This window comes from Actinomycetospora soli, assembly GCF_021026295.1.
Taxonomy (GTDB): Bacteria; Actinomycetota; Actinomycetes; order Mycobacteriales; family Pseudonocardiaceae; genus Actinomycetospora; species Actinomycetospora soli.
Map to the genome: position 1 here is coordinate 1 of NZ_JAJNDA010000013.1, position 16,520 is coordinate 16,520.

At 75.1% G+C, this 16,520-nt stretch carries 18 protein-coding genes; 16 read left to right on the forward strand and 2 right to left on the reverse strand.

All coding sequences use genetic code 11. The features are described 5' to 3' along the window. Nucleotides 1-29 precede the first annotated feature (29 nt). Entirely contained in the window at nucleotides 30-743 is a 714-nt protein-coding gene (locus LN037_RS20445) for an MgtC/SapB family protein (RefSeq protein WP_230756105.1), read from the reverse strand. A 43-nt stretch (nucleotides 744-786) separates the two neighbouring features. On the opposite strand from LN037_RS20445, the gene trmD reads away from it, so the two are divergent. The 10 genes from trmD (at nucleotide 787) to LN037_RS20495 (ending at nucleotide 10,562) form a co-directional block, all read left to right on the forward strand. Then, a complete protein-coding gene (gene trmD / locus LN037_RS20450; protein ID WP_230756107.1) occupies nucleotides 787-1,557 on the forward strand; it encodes a tRNA (guanosine(37)-N1)-methyltransferase TrmD in 771 nt (256 codons plus the stop codon). A gap of 191 nt (nucleotides 1,558-1,748) precedes the next feature. Next, on the forward strand, nucleotides 1,749-2,108 hold the full coding sequence (gene rplS, locus LN037_RS20455; protein WP_018334825.1) for a 50S ribosomal protein L19: 360 nt from the start codon (nucleotides 1,749-1,751) through the stop codon (nucleotides 2,106-2,108). Nucleotides 2,109-2,137: 29 nt separating this feature from the next. After that, nucleotides 2,138-3,934: a signal peptidase I gene (gene lepB, locus LN037_RS33770; RefSeq protein ID WP_230756110.1), complete on the forward strand. Its 1,797-nt coding sequence runs from the start codon at nucleotides 2,138-2,140 to the stop codon at nucleotides 3,932-3,934. Nucleotides 3,935-4,041: 107 nt separating this feature from the next. Then, nucleotides 4,042-4,791, forward strand: a complete 750-nt coding sequence (locus LN037_RS20465; protein WP_230756547.1) for a ribonuclease HII — start codon at nucleotides 4,042-4,044, stop codon at nucleotides 4,789-4,791. Beyond that, nucleotides 4,788-5,108 (forward strand): DUF2469 domain-containing protein, encoded by a 321-nt coding sequence (locus LN037_RS20470; RefSeq protein ID WP_230756111.1) that lies wholly within the window; start codon nucleotides 4,788-4,790, stop codon nucleotides 5,106-5,108. The genes LN037_RS20465 and LN037_RS20470 overlap by 4 nt, the downstream gene beginning before the upstream one ends. A gap of 154 nt (nucleotides 5,109-5,262) precedes the next feature. Continuing rightward, on the forward strand, nucleotides 5,263-5,622 hold the full coding sequence (locus LN037_RS20475) for a YraN family protein (RefSeq protein WP_230756113.1): 360 nt from the start codon (nucleotides 5,263-5,265) through the stop codon (nucleotides 5,620-5,622). Then, nucleotides 5,622-7,139 carry a YifB family Mg chelatase-like AAA ATPase gene (locus tag LN037_RS20480; protein ID WP_230756115.1) on the forward strand — a complete coding sequence of 506 codons (1,518 nt, stop codon included), beginning with the start codon at nucleotides 5,622-5,624 and terminating at the stop codon, nucleotides 7,137-7,139. Before LN037_RS20475 ends, LN037_RS20480 begins: the two co-directional genes overlap by 1 nt. Beyond that, nucleotides 7,136-8,296 (forward strand): DNA-processing protein DprA, encoded by a 1,161-nt coding sequence (gene dprA, locus LN037_RS20485; RefSeq protein ID WP_230756118.1) that lies wholly within the window; start codon nucleotides 7,136-7,138, stop codon nucleotides 8,294-8,296. The genes LN037_RS20480 and dprA overlap by 4 nt, the downstream gene beginning before the upstream one ends. 276 nt (nucleotides 8,297-8,572) lie before the next feature. Continuing rightward, the gene (locus LN037_RS20490) at nucleotides 8,573-9,604 is read left to right on the forward strand and encodes a tyrosine-type recombinase/integrase (protein ID WP_230756119.1); all 1,032 of its coding nucleotides are present in this window, start codon (nucleotides 8,573-8,575) and stop codon (nucleotides 9,602-9,604) included. A 4-nt stretch (nucleotides 9,605-9,608) separates the two neighbouring features. Continuing rightward, nucleotides 9,609-10,562 (forward strand): FliA/WhiG family RNA polymerase sigma factor, encoded by a 954-nt coding sequence (locus tag LN037_RS20495; protein ID WP_230756121.1) that lies wholly within the window; start codon nucleotides 9,609-9,611, stop codon nucleotides 10,560-10,562. An 86-nt stretch (nucleotides 10,563-10,648) separates the two neighbouring features. Here the strand turns inward: LN037_RS20495 and LN037_RS20500 are convergent, their stop codons facing one another. After that, nucleotides 10,649-11,185 (reverse strand): murein hydrolase activator EnvC family protein, encoded by a 537-nt coding sequence (locus tag LN037_RS20500; protein WP_255694607.1) that lies wholly within the window; start codon nucleotides 11,183-11,185, stop codon nucleotides 10,649-10,651. 339 nt (nucleotides 11,186-11,524) lie between these two features. On the opposite strand from LN037_RS20500, the gene rpsB reads away from it, so the two are divergent. The 6 genes from rpsB (at nucleotide 11,525) to LN037_RS20530 (ending at nucleotide 16,474) form a co-directional block, all read left to right on the forward strand. After that, nucleotides 11,525-12,550: a 30S ribosomal protein S2 gene (gene rpsB / locus LN037_RS20505; RefSeq protein ID WP_230756125.1), complete on the forward strand. Its 1,026-nt coding sequence runs from the start codon at nucleotides 11,525-11,527 to the stop codon at nucleotides 12,548-12,550. Between the two features lie 73 nt (nucleotides 12,551-12,623). Then, a complete protein-coding gene (tsf, locus tag LN037_RS20510; RefSeq protein WP_230756127.1) occupies nucleotides 12,624-13,439 on the forward strand; it encodes a translation elongation factor Ts in 816 nt (271 codons plus the stop codon). A gap of 91 nt (nucleotides 13,440-13,530) precedes the next feature. Continuing rightward, complete coding sequence (gene pyrH / locus LN037_RS20515; protein WP_308286170.1) at nucleotides 13,531-14,292, forward strand: UMP kinase; 762 nt, start codon at nucleotides 13,531-13,533, stop codon at nucleotides 14,290-14,292. A gap of 12 nt (nucleotides 14,293-14,304) precedes the next feature. Next, nucleotides 14,305-14,862, forward strand: coding sequence for a ribosome recycling factor (frr, locus tag LN037_RS20520; RefSeq protein WP_230756129.1), 558 nt, complete (start codon nucleotides 14,305-14,307; stop codon nucleotides 14,860-14,862). 29 nt (nucleotides 14,863-14,891) lie between these two features. Next, nucleotides 14,892-15,761, forward strand: coding sequence for a phosphatidate cytidylyltransferase (locus tag LN037_RS20525; protein ID WP_230756131.1), 870 nt, complete (start codon nucleotides 14,892-14,894; stop codon nucleotides 15,759-15,761). After that, the gene (locus tag LN037_RS20530) at nucleotides 15,761-16,474 is read left to right on the forward strand and encodes a class I SAM-dependent methyltransferase (protein ID WP_230756133.1); all 714 of its coding nucleotides are present in this window, start codon (nucleotides 15,761-15,763) and stop codon (nucleotides 16,472-16,474) included. Before LN037_RS20525 ends, LN037_RS20530 begins: the two co-directional genes overlap by 1 nt. Nucleotides 16,475-16,520: the final 46 nt, after the last annotated feature.

The window sequence follows — 16,520 nt, forward strand, 5'->3', positions numbered from 1 at the left end:
AACGACGCTTTCCTGCCGTCCGGGGCGGGTCAGTCCGGCGGCTCCTCGTCGTCGTCGGCGAGACGCACCCCACGGACCCCGGGGAGCTCCGCCAACTCGCTCGTGAGCGGGTGCAGCGGGATGCGGCCGAGCAGCGAGAGGGTCACGGCCGCCGTGCCGTCCTCGGTGCCGTCCCGGTCCACCGTCACGCCCGCGACGGCGAACCCGCGCTCGGTCGCGAGCGTGAGGACCTGCCGCAGCACCCCGCGTCCGTCGGCGTAGGAGACGTGCACCGGGCGCGGGGCGCTCGAGTTGCGCGCCAGCGCCCGGGCGAGCGGCCGGAACCCGCGGGTGATCAGGTAGTGCGCGACCACCCCGGCGACCCCGAGCAGGGGCAGGCCGGCGCCGCAGGCCATGCCGACGGCCGCGACCACCCACACCGTCGCCGCCGTGGTGAGGCCGCGGACCGCGTCGCGGCGCACGAAGATCAGGCCGCCGCCGATGAACCCGATGCCGGAGACGATCTGCGCGGCGACCCGGGAGGGGTCGAGCGCGACGTCGTCGATCCGCAGCAGGTCGTCGAAGCCGTACTTCGAGACGAGCATGAAGGCCGCGGAACCCACCCCGACGAGCGCGTGGGTGCGCAGGCCGGCGCTCTTCGCGGCCAGTTCCCGCTCGACCCCCACCGCGGTCGAGAGCACGAGCGCGATCGCGAGGGGCACCAGCACGCCCACCTGACCGGCCAGACCCGTCGTCCAGAACACCTCGCGTCCCCTCCCGGCCGACCGACCGGCAGGATCGGTGGCCGTGCGCATCGACGTCGTGACGATCTTCCCGGACTATCTCGCGCCGCTCGACGACGCGATCGTGGGACGCGCGCGACGCGCCGGGCTGATCGACCTGCACGTCCACGACCTGCGCGGCTGGGCCACCGGCGTGCACCAGGCCGTGGACGACTCCCCGTACGGCGGCGGCCCCGGGATGGTCATGACCCCGACGGTGTGGGGGCCGGCCCTCGACGCGGTCCGCGCGGCCGTGCCCGACGACCCCGGGGTGCTGCTCGTCCCCACGCCGGCCGGGGCGCCGCTGACCCAGCGGCGCGTCGCGGGGTGGGCGGGTGCTTCCCGGCTGACGATCGCGTGCGGGCGCTACGAGGGCATCGACGGGCGGGTGGCCCAGGACGCCGCCCGGCACGGCCCGGTGGAGGAGTTCTCGCTCGGCGACTACGTGCTCGCCGGGGGCGAGGTCGCGGCCCTGGTCGTGGTCGAGGCGGTGTCGCGCCTGGTCCCGGGCGTGCTCGGCAACCCGGCGTCCGCCGAGCTGGACTCCTTCTCCGACGGGCTGCTCGAGGCCCCGGCCTACACGCGGCCGGAGACCTGGCGCGATCTCGACGTGCCCCCGGTGCTGCGCTCCGGCGACCACGGCGCCGTCGCCCGCTGGCGCCGGGACCGCTCCCTGGAGCGGACCGCCGCGGTGCGCCCGGACCTGCTGGACCGGCTCGACCCGACGTCCCTCGACCGCCGCGACCGCGAGGTGCTGGCGGCCGCCGGGTACGAGGTGGGCGGCACGGACTCCTGACCGCCCCGCCTGCCCGGCGCGGCTGAGCCGTCTGGCAGACTGGGGTGGTTGCCACGGGCCGCGGGCCGCCTTCCGGGCGGTCCCCCGTGACAGGGACGACACCCATCCGGTCGTCCGGGTCGCCCGCCGTCTGGAACCGACGGCGTCGCGCGGGCCCGGAGCCGACCCGAGACAGGCGAGGACGACAAACCATGAACGCCCTGGACGAGCTCGACGCGCGCTCGCTGCGCTCCGACATCCCGGACTTCCGCCCGGGTGACACCGTCAAGGTGCACGTCAAGGTCATCGAGGGTTCACGCTCCCGTGTACAGGTCTTCCAGGGTGTCGTGATCCGTCGCCACGGTGGCGGCCTGCGCGAGACGTTCACCGTCCGTAAGGTCAGCTTCGGCGTCGGGGTGGAGCGCACCTTCCCGGTGCACACCCCGAACATCGACCACATCGAGGTCGTGACCCGGGGTGACGTCCGGCGCGCGAAGCTCTACTACCTCCGTGAGCTGCGCGGCAAGGCCGCCAAGATCCGCGAGAAGCGCGAGACGACCTCCGCGTCCTGACGCGGCCCGCCGTCTCCTAACCTGACGACGTGCCACCGACCGACGAGCCCGGCCGCCGCTACCGCGAGCCCCGCCACGGCGGGGTCGACCCGCGGTGGGGCGGCCCCGGTGAGGCCGACCCCGCACCGGACGCCTACGGCGACGTGCCGGGGGACCGGTGGCCCTCCGCGCGGCACGGCCGGGACGCCGGTGGTCCGCCGTCGGACGGCGGAGCCCGCTTCGGCCCCTCCGCCGGTCGGCACGGCACCTCCGACCCCGACCCGCTCGACACGCGGCGTCCGGTCGCCGAGTGGCCGCCGCCGACCGCCCTGCCCTCCGGGCCGCCCCGGGACCGCTGGCGCTCGTCGGGTCCGGCCCCGCAGTCCCCGCCGGCCCCGCCCCGCTTCGGTCAGGCCCCGCCCTCGCCGCCGTACGGCCAGGCGCCCCCGTCGCCGCCCTACGGCCAGGCGCCGCCCTCCCCGCCGTACGGCTACGGCCCCCGGCCCCCACAGGGCCGCCCCGGCGGTCCGCCGTCGAACGGGTACGGCCCGCTCCCGACCACCGGTGAGCAGCGGCCCGCCCCCACCGCGGTGCAGCCCCCCGCGGAGACCCCGGCGTCCACGCCGCCGCCCGCCGACGTCCCCCTGCTCGCGGGTGGCACCCCGCCGCCCTCGTCGCAACCGTCCTCCGCGGCCTCGTCGTCGCCCGCGTCGTCCGCGCGCTCCGAGGCGGCCGACGACGGGTCCGACGTCACCCAGACCACCGGGCTCGGCCCGGACACCGGCAAGCACCGTCGTGGCATGGCCGCGACCCGCACCGACGGGGCCGCCGTCGAGGACGAGCGCCCGTCGGGCCGCCGCCGCGCGGGTTCCGGGCCGGGCCGCTCCGACGACGACGCCGGGTCCTCCGGGCCGGGTCGACGCACCCGGGCCGGTTCGGGCACGGGTGAGGACGAGGGCAAGGACGGCGCCGGGACCACCCCGGGCGGCAAGAAGAAGCGCAAGGGCTCCTTCTGGCGCGAGCTGCCGCTGCTCGTCGTCGTCGCGATCGTGCTGACGTTCGTCATCCAGACCTTCGTCGCCCGGATCTACGTGATCCCGTCCGCGTCGATGGAGCAGACCCTGCACGGCTGCACCGGCTGCGCGAACGACCGCGTGGCGGTGGACAAGGTGAGCTACCGGTTCACCGACCCCGCGCCCGGTGACGTCGTCGTGTTCAAGGGCCCGCCGGCGTGGCTGGACAACGACGAGGTGGGCGACTCCGAGCCGTCGGGCAACCCGATCGTGCGCGGGTTCCAGGACGCGCTCTCGCTGGTCGGGCTCGCGGCGCCGAACGAGAAGGACTTCGTCAAGCGGGTCATCGCCGTCGGCGGCCAGACCGTCCAGTGCTGCGACGCGCAGAACCGGGTGCTCGTCGACGGGCGCCCGCTGGACGAGCCGTACCTCTACTACCAGTCGGGCCTCGGCGACCGGCAGGCCGCGTTCGACCCGGTGCAGGTCCCGCAGGGCCAGCTCTGGGTCATGGGCGACAATCGCAACAACTCCGCGGACGCCCGGTTCCACGGGCCGGTGCCGCTCGAGGACGTCATCGGCAAGGTCCGCGTCGTCGTCCTGCCGATCACCCGCTGGCGCACGGTCCCGGCGATCGACCCGCAGACCACGACGACCGCCCTCGGCCCGACGACGGGGACGGGCGGCCCGCCCGAGGGCACGCCCGAGCTGGCCGGCGCGCTGCTCGCGGTCCCCGTGGTGTGGGGTGGACGGCGGCTCTGCCGCGCCGTCGTCGGGGCGACGAGCGCCGCCCCGCCGGACCCCACCGGTCGTCCGGAAGGGCCTCCGCGCGCGTGACCACCGCCCGTCCCCGCCGCGGGGACGGGCGCTCCCGGAGCGCGGGTCAGCCCTCCGGGGGACGTCCGCCCCGCCGTGCCCGCAAGCCCCTGCCCCCGCGCACCGGGGTGCAGCCTCCGCGCGCGATCGTCCGGCGCTCCAGCGAGGCCTGGGCGCTGCAGTCCGCGCTCGAGCGGCACGGCCTCGGCCCCGTGGTCGGGGTCGACGAGGCCGGCCGCGGAGCCTGCGCGGGACCGCTGGCCGTCGCGGCCTGCATCCTGCGCCCGAACGACGCCCGGCGCTTCGAGGGGCTCACCGACTCCAAGCTGCTCTCCGCCGCGGAACGGGAGCGCCTGGCCGTCGTGGTCCGGCGCCGCGCGATCGACTACTGCGTGGTGCTCGTCGACCCGGTGGAGGTCGACCGGCGCGGGGTGCACGCGGCCAACATCGACGGGATGCGCCGCGCGGTCGCCCAGCTCGGGGTCCGGCCGGGCTACGTGCTCACCGACGGGTTCCCCGTGACCGGGTTCGGCGTGCCGAGCCTCGCCGTGCCCAAGGGCGACCTCGCGGCGGCGTGCGTGGCGGCGGCGTCGATCCTCGCGAAGACCACGCGGGACGCCCTGATGGCCGAGCTGCACGAGCGGCGTCCGGAGTACGGCTTCGACGTGCACAAGGGCTACTGCACGCCGACGCACACCGCCGCGCTGGCGGCCCACGGCCCGAGCCCGGACCACCGCTACAGCTTCGTGAACGTCGCCGGGGCGGCTCGCCTCGCCGAGGGCCGGGCGGCACACTCACCTGCGGGTCCCGTGGGCCACAATGAGGTGTTCGACGGGTACGCGGACGACCCGGACGCGGAGGGGGGAGAGGGACCATGAGCGCGGAGGATCTCGAGAAGTACGAGACCGACATGGAGCTGTCGCTCTACCGCGAGTACCGCGACATCGTGAGCCAGTTCTCCTACGTCGTGGAGACCGAGCGCCGCTTCTACCTGGCGAACTCGGTCGACGTCGCCGTCCGCAACGCCGACGGCGAGGTCTACTTCGAGGTGCGGATGTCCGACGCCTGGGTGTGGGACATGTACCGCCCGGCGCGGTTCGTGAAGAACGTGCGCGTGGTGACGTTCAAGGACGTCAACGTCGAGGAGCTCGACAAGCCCGACCTGCGCCTCGAGGACGGTCCGTTCGGCGGCTGATCCTGCGCCGTCCGCCTCGTCCTGACGGCGGACGGGCCAGCCGCCCGTCCCCAGGCGGCCCGCCGTCCCCAGAGCGCTGCTCGCTGTTCGCGTCGTGCGGGCGCCGTCGCCACCGTGGTCCGTGTGATCACCCGGCGGCGGTGGGAGGACGGGCGTGGTGGCGGCGAAGGACGAACTGGGGCGCGCGGGGGAGGACCTCGCGGTCGAGCACCTCGTCGCGCGGGGGCTCGTGGTGCTCGCGCGGAACTGGCGGCGGCGCGAGGGCGAGCTGGACGTGGTGGCCACGGACGGGGACCGGCTAGTCGTCTGCGAGGTGAAGACCCGCTCGGGCACCGGGTTCGGCCGGCCGGTCGAGGCGGTGACGCGGGTGAAGGCGGCGCGGATCCGCCGCCTGGCGCACCAGTGGCTCGGCGAGTCGCGGGTGCGCTGGTGCGAGGTGCGCTTCGACGTGGTGTCGGTGCTGCTCGTCCACGGCCGGGAGCCCCGGGTGGAGCACTACGAGGGCGCCTTCTGATGGGGCTCGCACGCGCGTGGTCGATCGGGCTGCACGGCATCGACGGCGACCTGGTGGAGATCGAGGCCGACGTGGGTCGGGGCCTGCCGGGGCTGTCGCTGGTGGGGCTGCCCGACGCCGCCCTGGCGGAGGCGCGGGACCGGGTGCGGGCCGCCGTCGTGAACTCCGGGTGGAGGTGGCCGGGGAAGAAGATCACGCTCGCGCTCTCCCCGGCGACGCTGCCCAAGCAGGGCTCGAGCTACGACGTGGCCCTGGCGTGCGGGGTGCTCGCCGCCGACGGGCAGGTGCGGCCCTCCGCGCTGGAGGGCGTGGTGCTGCTCGGGGAACTCGCGCTCGACGGCCGCATCCGGGAGGTCCGCGGCGTCCTGCCCTGCGTGGTGGCGGCCCGTCGTGCGGGGATGCGCCGCGTCGTGGTGCCCGAGGAGTGCCTCGAGGAGGCGTCGCTCGTGGGCGACGTCGAGCTGTTCGGCGCGGGGCACCTCGCCGACGTGCTGGCCTGGGTGGAGGGGCAGGGGACGCTGACACGGGCCCCCGTCCGGCCCCCGCTCGCGCGGCCCCGCGCCCACGAGGACCTCGGCGAGGTCGTCGGACAGGGGCCCGCGCGGCGGGCGGCGGAGGTCGCGGCCGCCGGCGGCCACCACCTGCTGTTCGTCGGCCCGCCGGGCTCGGGCAAGACGATGATCGCCCGGCGGCTCGTCGGGCTCCTGCCCGACCTCTCGGTCACCGAGGCGATGGAGGTCGCGGCCGTCCGGTCGCTGGCAGGCTCGTTGCCGCCCGACGGGGACCTCGTCGTCACCCCGCCGTTCGTCGCGCCGCACCACGGCGTCTCGGCGGCGGCGCTCGTCGGCGGGGGCTCGGGCCTCGCCCGGCCCGGCGCGGTCTCGCTCGCCCACCGTGGGGTGTTGTTCCTCGACGAGGTCTACGAGTTCGGTCCGCACCTGCTCGACTGCCTGCGCACCCCGCTGGAGGAGGGGGAGGTGCGGCTCGCGCGCAAGGACGGGGTGGTGCGCTACCCGTCGCGGTTCCAACTGGTGATGGCGGCCAACCCGTGCCCGTGCGCCCCGCCGCGGCCGACGGACTGCGACTGCCGCCCCGACGCCCTGCGCCGGTACCGCAGCCGGCTGTCCGGGCCGATGCTCGACCGCACCGACCTGCAGGTGGAGCTCCAGCCGGTGACCACGCTCGACCGCGGGGCCGACGAGCAGGAGGAGGACACCGCGACCGTCCGGGCCCGGGTGCTCGCGGCGCGCGAGCGGGCCCGGGAGCGCTGGGCGGGCACCGGCTGGCGGAGCAACGCGGAGGTGCCCGGGCCGGCGCTGCGACGACTGCGCCCGATGGACCCGGGGGTGACCGGGGAGCTGGACGGGCTGCTGCGGGCGGGCCTGCTCACGGCGCGTGCCCTGGACCGGTGCCTCCGGGTGGCCTGGACCGTGTGCGACCTGCGCGAGGGTGACCGGCCCGACGTCGACGACGTGCACGCGGCGCTCGAGCTCCGGCGGCGGGGAGCGACGACGTGACCGGCGACCACGGCTCGCCGGTCGACGAGGACGTCCTGCTCGCCCGGGCCTACCTGCTGCGCGTCGCGGAACCCCCGGCGCCCGCCGTCTCGCACCTGGTCGAGCTGCTCGGGCCGGTGGAGGCCGCGGCGCGGATCCGGAGCGGGGCGGACCTCGGACCGCACGTCGGGTCGGAGGTCGGGGCGCGGCGTCACGACGACCGGTCGGCGACGGACCTGGCCGCGGCCCGGGCGCTGGGCGGTCGGCTGCTCGTGCCCGAGGACGAGGGGTGGCCGACGACGGCGATGGCCGCGTTCGCGGCCCGGCCCGGGCACGCGGAGTGGGTGGCGCCGCTCGCGTTGTGGGTCCGCGGGCCGGCGTCGGTGGCCGGCCTGGTGACGCCCGAGGAACGCAGCGTCGCGGTCGTGGGATCCCGCGCGGCGACCGGGTACGGCCAGTGGGTCGCCCGGGACTGGTCGGCGTCCTTCGCCGACGCCGCGGTCACCGTGGTCTCCGGTGCGGCCCTGGGGATCGACGGCGAGGCCCACCGCGGGTGCCTCGCCGCGAACGGCACGACGGTCGCCGTCCTCGCCTGCGGGATCGACCGCGCCTACCCGCCCTCGCACGGCCGGCTGCTCGAGGCGATCGCGGAGCAGGGCCTCGTCGTGAGCGAGTACCCGGTCGGCGCGGTGCCCGCCCGGCACCGGTTCCTGGTGCGGAACCGCCTGATCGCGGCGCTCGCCACCGGGACGCTGTTGGTGGAGACGGGGCGCCGCAGCGGGGCCGCCCGGACCGCGCTCGCCGCGCAGGAGCTCGGCCGCCCCGTGCTGGTGGTGCCGGGTCCGGTGACCTCGGCGCAGTCGGTCGGCAACCACGCCACCCTGCGCAAGGGGTACGCCACCGTGGTCGGCAGTGCCGCGGACGTGCTGGAGGACCTGGCCCCGCTGGGCGGCGACCCCGTGCCCGAGCCGGAGCGACCGCGCGCCCCCACCGACGGCCTCTCCGGGCAGGCGGTCCGGGTCCACGGGGCCCTGCGCGGCCACGTGCCGACGACGCTCCCGGAACTCGCCCGGGAGTCCGGCGTGGTGCCGGGTGCGGTGCCCGGAGCGCTCGAGGAACTGCTCGACGCCGGGCTCGTCGTGCCCGACGGACAGCGGGGGTGGAGCCGGTCCGTCTGACGCGTGGCACGTGCGACGAACGGTTGCACAGCGCGACGAGTGCGACCGTTGCCCGCTCGGCCCGCACGGTCACCGACGCGGGCGCGGCGGTGCTTGACGCTCCCGGGTGAAACTTGGAGTCTCATGGCGATGACCGGCAGATTCCCCGTTGACGAGGCGGACCCGCAGAGCGTCGCGGCGGGTTCCGCGACGGTCGCGGACCCCCGTGAAGTGGGGCTCGACGGCTCGGACACCTCGTCACACAGCGCGACGAAAAACGGGAACGCCGCTGGTGGCGTGGCAGGGGCCGAGGGTGCTGACGGTGCCCGCGACACCGCGGAGCTCCCGACGGCGCTCGCCCGGGCCCTGGAGCAGTTCACCGCGCACCTGCGCTACGAGCGGGGGCTCTCGGAGCACACCGTGCGCGCCTACACCGGCGACGTCTCCGCCGCGCTGCACCACCTCGTGCGGCGCGTGGCCGCCCGCCGCACGGGATCGGCCGGTGGCGGCGTGACGCTGGTCGATCTCGACCTCGCGGCGCTGCGGTCGTGGCTCGCGCAGGGCGGGGCGGAGGAGCCGGGCGCGCGGCGGACGGGCACGGCCGACGCCGGACGCCGGCCGGCGCGGCGCACCACCGTGGCGCGGCGGGCCGCCTCGGTCCGCGCCTTCACCGCGTGGGCCGCCCGCACCGGCCACGCCCCGACCGACGCGGGCGCCCGGCTGGCCTCGCCGCGGGCGCACCGGACGCTGCCCTCGGTCCTGCGCGCGGACCAGGCCGCCGCGGCGCTGGACAACGCGGCGCGCGGCGCGGCCGAGCGCGACCCGATCGCGCTGCGCGACCACCTGCTGCTCGAGCTGCTCTACGCCACCGGGATCCGGGTGTCCGAGCTGTGCGGCCTCGACGTCGACGACGTCGACGACGCGCGCCGGACGCTGCGTGTGCTCGGGAAGGGCGCGAAGGAGCGCACGGTCGTCTACGGGGCACCGGCCGCGGCCGCGCTCGACGCCTGGCGCGTCGACGGCCGCCCGCACCTCGCCGTCGCGGGCTCGCCGCCCGCCCTGCTGCTGGGCGCCCGGGGAGGGCGCCTCGACCCGCGGATCGCGCGCGCCGTCGTCCACGACGCGGCGGGCTCGGTGCCGGGAGCGCCCGACATCGCACCGCACGGGTTGCGCCACTCCGCGGCGACCCACCTGCTCGAAGGGGGAGCGGACCTGAGAAGCGTCCAGGAGTTGCTCGGACACGCCTCCCCGGCGACGACGCAGCTCTACACCCACGTGACCGCCGACCGTCTGAGGGCCGTTCATGACGCCGCGCATCCCCGAGCCTGAGCCGATGCGGTCGACCGCCGCCACGATCGGCAGCACCGCGCGGGCCGTCGCGCCCGCCGCGTACCCCACCTCCCGCCCCGCGCGGGACGTGGCGCTGCGCCCGCGCCCGACCACGATCCACCCCGGCCAGGGCCCCGACGGCACCGCGCCGGACGAGGAGGCGTTGGTCGAGGCCGGCATCGCGCGTATGTGGGCCGACTACGCGGAGGCCCCGGACGACCGGGTGGTCCGCGACCGCCTGGTGCTGCACTACGCGCCGCTGGTCAAGTACGTCGCGGGTCGGGTCGGCACGGGCCTGCCCAGCCACGTCGACGTCGCCGACCTCGTGCAGTGCGGCATCTTCGGGCTGGTCGACGCCATCGAGCGCTTCGAGCCCGACCGCGGCCGCAAGTTCGAGGTCTACGCGATGCAGCGCATCCGCGGCGCGATCCTCGACGAGCTGCGCTCGCAGGACTGGGTGCCGCGCTCGGTGCGGTCGCGGGCCCGGGAGATCGAGCGGGCCATCGAGCGCCGCGAGACGCGCGAGCAGCGGTCCTGCAGCGACGCCGAGATCGCCGACGAGCTCGGCATGGAGACCGGCGAACTGCGGTCGACCTACGGGCAGATCGCGATGACCAGCGTGGCCGCGCTCGACGAGCTCGTCGCCGCCGGACGGTCGTCGGGCGGGGGCGCCGGGACCGGTGCGGGGGCTCCCTCGCTCGCGGACTCGCTGCCCGACGCGGCCGCCGAGGACCCCGTCGCCGCCATGGAGTCCCGGGAGACCCGACGTCTGCTCGCGGACGCCATCGGCGGGCTCGCCGAGCGGGACCGGACGATCGTGGGTCTGTACTACTTCGAGAACCTCACGCTCGCGGAGATCGGGAAGGTCCTGGGCGTCACCGAGTCCCGGGTGTGCCAGCTGCACACCCGCGCCGTCCTGCGGCTCCGGGCCCGCCTGGCGGAGTCGCACGCCGACTGAGGGGCGCTCCGCGAGAGGGACACGAGGCAGGTCCCGGGGCGCCGGGACCTGCGTGGTGTGCACCTCGGCGCGGGAGGTCCGGCGGCTCACCCCGTCGGCCACAGCCGCGTCCGGCCCAGCCCCACGAGAAGCAACGGGTCGAGGTACTGCTCCCGGGCGGCGCCCGGAGGGTGCGCCCACCGCAGACCCCAGTGCAGGCACGCGACCGGGCATCCCGCGTGGTCGGGCTCGAGCGTCCCGAGCACCGTGCCCCGCGCGACCACGGTTCCCACCGGCACCGAGGCGCGGACCGGCTCGTAGGTCGTGCGCAACCCGCCGTCGTGGCGGACCGACACCACTCCCCGCCCGGCCAGCATCGCGGCGAACACGACCGTGCCCGCGCCGGCGGCCACCACCGGCGCACCCGGCGTCCCCGTGAGGTCGACGCCCCGGTGGCCCCGGCCGTAGGGGGTCGGCGGCGGCAGGAACCGCCGCGCCACCCCGCCGCCGGTCGGCGCCCCGGACGACAGGCCCGCGACGGGCCAGCCGAAGGCCCCGACCGGGATCGCGGGCAGGTCCGGCTCCGCCCGGGCGGGGCCCGCGACCGCCAGCAGCACCACACCCGCCGTCAGGAACGCGATCATCAGCCTCACACGGGCTCCGACGCACGAGCGCCCGCCGCGGATCCCTCGGGATCGACGATGTGGATTCCCTGGCGTCCAGTGCCAGCAGTGACGCATTGCCCGCACCCGGAGGGTGCACCCGCAGGCCGGAACCCGCGTCCGCGTAGACTGCACCTCAGCGGCCCGCCACCGGTGGGTCGACTTCGCGTGCCCCGACGAGCCCGCCCTCGCGCGAGCCATCACCCGCACACCGAGCGGTCCCCCACCGGGGGATTCGGACCGTGCGGCCGGGGCACCAGGGCGCCGGGCCACCCGGTCCGGCGCGGCAACCGCAGCAGAGACAGAGGTAGTACGACCACCATGGCCGTCGTCACCATGCGACAGCTGCTGGACTCGGGTGTCCACTTCGGACACCAGACCCGGCGCTGGAACCCCAAGATGCGTCGCTTCATCTTCACCGAGCGCAACGGCATCTACATCATCGACCTGCAGCAGACGCTGTCCTACGTGGACCGCGCCTACGACTTCGTGAAGCAGACCGTCGCCCACGGCGGCACGGTGCTCTTCGTCGGCACGAAGAAGCAGGCCCAGGAGGCCATCTCCGAGCAGGCCGACCGCGTGGGGATGCCCTACGTGAACCAGCGCTGGCTGGGCGGCATGCTCACGAACTTCCAGACGGTGCACAAGCGTCTGACCCGCCTCAAGGAGCTCGAGGCGATGGAGCAGAGCGGGGGCTTCGAGGGTCGCACCAAGAAGGAGATCCTCATGCTCACCCGTGAGCACGAGAAGCTCGAGAAGACCCTCGGCGGTATCCGCGACATGGCCCGCGTCCCGAGCGCGGTGTGGATCGTGGACACCAAGAAGGAGCACATCGCGGTCGGCGAGGCCCGGAAGCTCAACATCCCGGTCGTCGCCATCCTCGACACGAACTGCGACCCGGATGAGGTCGACTACCCGATCCCGGGCAACGACGACGCGATCCGCTCGGCCGCCCTGCTCACCAAGGTCGTCGCCGAGGCGTGCGCCGAGGGCTTCCGCGCCCGCGGCCAGCGCCAGAGCGGCACCGAGGACGAGCCGGCCGCGGACGCCCAGGCCGAGCGCGACTTCGCGCCGGTCGGCGGCGACGGCGCCTCCGCCCCGGAGAGCCTGCCGACGAACTCCGCGGTCGACGCCCCCGGCGACGCCCCGGTGGCCAGCCCCGAGGCCGAGGTGCACACCGACGCCCACCAGTCCACCCAGGGCTCGCAGAACCGCAGCCCGGGCGGGCCGGACCGTCCCGAGCGCACCGCCGGGGTGGCCGACTCCGACGGCACCGGCTCGGACGACAACGCGATCGACGCGGCGCCGGCCGCCGGGACCCCCGAGAACGGCCAGGCCAGCCGCTGACACCCCTCCCGACGGCAGGTGCAGGCGCACCTGCCGTCGGGAACCAGCCACCAGAACCGAGGACAGGAACACGATGGCGAACTACACCGCCGCCGACGTGAAGAAGCTCCGTGAGGCCACCGGCTCCGGGATGATGGACTGCAAGAAGGCGCTCGAGGAGAACGACGGCGACTTCGACAAGGCCATCGAGGCGCTGCGCATCAAGGGCGCCAAGGACGTCGGCAAGCGCGCCGGCCGCGCGACCGCCAACGGCATCGTCGCCGCCCGCGACGGCTCGATGATCGAGCTGAACTCCGAGACCGACTTCGTCGCGAAGAACGCCGACTTCATCCAGCTCGGCGAGGACATCCTCGGCGTCGCGATCGCCGAGAAGGCCACCGACGTCGAGGCCCTGAAGGCCGCGAAGCTCGGCGACGGCACCGTCGACGAGGCCGTCCAGGCCCTCTCCGCGCGCATCGGCGAGAAGCTCGAGCTGCGCCGGGTCATCACCCTCGACGGCCCGACCGCGACCTACCTGCACCGCCGCTCGTCGGACCTCCCGCCCGCGATCGGCGTGCTCGTGGCCTACTCCGGCTCCGACGAGGACGCCGCCCGCGGCGCGGCCATGCAGGTCGCCGCGGCCCGCCCGCTCTACACCACGCGCGAGGAGGTGCCGTCCGACGTCGTCGAGGGCGAGCGCCGCGTCGCCGAGGCCACCGCGCGCGAGGAGGGCAAGCCCGAGAAGATCATCGACAAGATCGTCGAGGGTCGGCTCAACGGCTACTACAAGGACACGGTCCTGCTCGAGCAGGACTCGGTGTCGGTCGACAAGAAGTCGGTCGGCGCGGTGCTGAAGGACGCGGGCGTCGACGTCCGCACCTTCGCCCGCTTCGAGGTCGGCCAGGCCTGACGCAGTTCCCGACGCCGGGCCGGTGACACCCACCGGCCCGGCGTCGTTCGCAGTTCCGCAGGGGCCGCCAGCGCACGAGGGGAGATCGACCGTGACGGGCACCGTCGAGGCCGAACGCACGGGCAGCTGGACGGCGGGGCCGACCCGCCGGGTCCTGCTCAAGCTGGGCGGCGAGATGTTCGGCGGGGGCGGCGTCGGCGTCGACCCGACCGTCGTGTCCACCGTGGCCCGCCAGATCGCCGAGGTCGTCACCTCCGGCGTGCAGATCGCCGTGGTCATCGGCGGCGGCAACTTCTTCCGCGGCGAGGAGCTCTCCCAGGCCGGGATGCAGCGCCAGCGCAGCGACTACATGGGCATGCTCGGCACGGTGATGAACTGCCTCGCGCTGCAGGACTTCCTCGAGCGCGAGCACCACATCGACACGCGCGTGCAGACCGCCATCACGATGGGCCAGGTCGCCGAGGCGTACATCCCGCGGCGCGCGATGCGCCACCTCGAGAAGGGCCGCGTCGTCATCTTCGGCGCCGGGGTGGGCATGCCCTACTTCTCCACCGACACCACCGCCGCGCAGCGCGCCCTCGAGATCGAGTGCGAGATGGTGCTGCTGGCCAAGGGCGTCGACGGCGTCTTCACCGCCGACCCCAAGGTCGACCCGACGGCCACCATGTACACGGAGATCACCCACCGCGAGGTCCTGGAGAAGGGCCTCAAGGTCGCCGACGCCACCGCGTTCAGCCTGTGCATGGACAACCAGATGCCGATCATGGTGTTCAACCTGCTGGTCGAGGGGAACATCGCCCGGGCGGTCCGGGGTGAGAGGATCGGCACGCTGGTCCACACCCCGGCGTCCTGAGAGGAGCCCACAGTGATCGACGAGACCCTCCTCGACGCCGAGGAGAAGATGGAGAAGTCGGTCGACGCCGCCCGCGCCGATCTGCAGGGCGTGCGCACCGGGCGGGCGAGCCCGGCGATGTTCAACCGCATCCAGGTCGAGTACTACGGCGCCTACACGCCGCTGCCCCAGCTCGCCTCGGTGAGCGTGCCCGAGGCGCGGATGGCGGTCGTCAAGCCGTACGACCAGAGCTCCCTGGGCGTGATGGAGCGCGCGATCCGCGACTCCGACCTCGGCGTGAACCCGTCCAACGACGGCACGATCATCCGCGTGATCTTCCCGGAGCTCTCCGAGGAACGGCGCCGCGAGATGGTCAAGGTCGCGCGCAGCAAGGGCGAGGACGCCCGCGTCTCGATCCGCAGCGTGCGGCGTACCGCGATGACCGAGCTGCAGCGCATCGTCAAGGACGGCGAGGCCGGCGAGGACGAGGTGGCCCGGGCCGAGAAGGAGCTCGAGGCGACCACCGCGACCTACATCGCGAAGATCGAGGACATGGTCAAGTCCAAGGAAGCCGAGCTGCTCGAGGTCTGAGCGGGCGCGGAGCGGAAGGGACGCGGGCGGTGGCTGAGGACGTGGCGGTCCCGACGGGCGACGCCAGGGCGGGTGGCTCCTCCTCCCGTGCCGGGCGCAACCTCCCGCTCGCCATCGGGGTCGGCCTCGCCATGGGCGCGGTCATCCTGGTCTCGCTGCTCACGGTCCGGCAGACCTGGATCGCGATCGTCGCGGTGTGCGCGGCGATCGGCATCTGGGAGGTCTTCGGGGCGCTGAACCGCGCCGCGGGCATCCGGCTCTCCCGCGTCCCGGTGCTCCTCGGCGGCCAGGCGATGATCTGGCTCTCGTGGCCCTTCGGGTCCGAGGGCATCCTCGGGGCCCTCGTCGTGACGGTGCTCGGGTGCTTCATCTGGCGGATGCGGCTCGGCGCGGCGGGCTTCGTGCGCGACGTCGGCGCCTCGATGCTCGTCCTGGTCTGGATCCCGATGTGCATGGCGTTCGGCGCCATGCTCGTGGTGCCCTCCGACGGCACCGCGCGGGTGCTGACCTTCCTCGTCATCGTCATCTGCTCGGACACCGGCGGCTACGCGGCCGGCGTGCTGTTCGGCAAGCACCCGATGGCGCCGAAGGTCAGCCCGAAGAAGTCGTGGGAGGGCCTCGCGGGCTCGATGGTCCTCGGCGCCACCGGGGCCTCGCTGTGCGTCGCGTTCCTGCTCGACTCCGCGTGGTGGTACGGCCTGGTCCTCGGTCCGGTCCTCGTGGTCACCGCGGTGATCGGCGACCTCGTGGAGTCCCTGGTCAAGCGGGACCTGGGCATCAAGGACATGGGCCAGACGATCCCCGGCCACGGCGGTCTGATGGAACGTCTCGACTCGCTGGTCACCTCCGCCCCGGTGGCCTGGCTGCTGCTGTTCGTGTTCCTGCCCTACGCGACCTGATGACGTTCCCAGGGGTCGCCGAGAGCCCCAACATCTGGCGCTGGCCCGACGTCTACGAGGCCGAGAACGCGGCCCAGGACGCGACCGGGGCGCTGTGGGAGGCCCTCGAGGCGGGCGTCGACCTCTCCGGCGACGTGCTCGACGTCGGGTGCGGCGACGGTTACCACCTGCCGCGGTTCGCGACGACGGCGCGGTCGGTCACGGGGGTCGAGCCCCATCCGCCGCTGGTGGCGCGGGCGCGCGCCCGGTGCGCGGAGCTGCCGTCGGTGTCGGTGGTGGGCGGGAGCGCGGCCGCGCTGCCGCTGCCGGACGCCTCGGTCGACGTGGTCCACGCCCGCACCGCGTACTTCTTCGGGCCCGGCTGCGAGCCCGGTCTCGCCGAGGCCGACCGGGTGCTGCGGCCCGGCGGGGCGCTCGTCGTCGTCGACCTCGACGCCCGCCGGCACTCCTACGGTGCCTGGATGCGTGCGTCCGCGCCCGGCTACGACCCGCTGGCGGCGGAGCGCTTCTTCACGGCCCAGGGCTTCTCGACGCGCCGCGTGGACACGCTGTGGCGCTTCCCCGACCGCGCGACGATGGCCGCGGTGCTGCGGATCGAGTTCACGCCGGCCGTCGCCGACCGGGCCGTGAGCGGGACGACGGGGCTCGCGCTGCCGGTGGCGTACCGGATCCACGTGCGGCACCGGCCGTCCGGGCTGCTGCCGGGTCGCTGAGCCCGGGCCCGCGCGTCAGCGGCGCCACACGACGGCCACCGGCAGG

Coding starts and splice junctions, on each gene's coding strand:
- rpsB (WP_230756125.1), top strand. CDS start 11,525: ATGGCCGTCGTCACCATGCGACAGCTGCTGGACTCGGGTGTCCACTTC.
- LN037_RS20480 (WP_230756115.1), top strand. CDS start 5,622: ATGGGGCTCGCACGCGCGTGGTCGATCGGGCTGCACGGCATCGACGGC.
- rplS (WP_018334825.1), top strand. CDS start 1,749: ATGAACGCCCTGGACGAGCTCGACGCGCGCTCGCTGCGCTCCGACATC.
- LN037_RS20470 (WP_230756111.1), top strand. CDS start 4,788: ATGAGCGCGGAGGATCTCGAGAAGTACGAGACCGACATGGAGCTGTCG.
- LN037_RS20495 (WP_230756121.1), top strand. CDS start 9,609: ATGCGGTCGACCGCCGCCACGATCGGCAGCACCGCGCGGGCCGTCGCG.
- tsf (WP_230756127.1), top strand. CDS start 12,624: ATGGCGAACTACACCGCCGCCGACGTGAAGAAGCTCCGTGAGGCCACC.
- LN037_RS20530 (WP_230756133.1), top strand. CDS start 15,761: ATGACGTTCCCAGGGGTCGCCGAGAGCCCCAACATCTGGCGCTGGCCC.
- LN037_RS20500 (WP_255694607.1), bottom strand. CDS start 11,185: ATGATCGCGTTCCTGACGGCGGGTGTGGTGCTGCTGGCGGTCGCGGGC.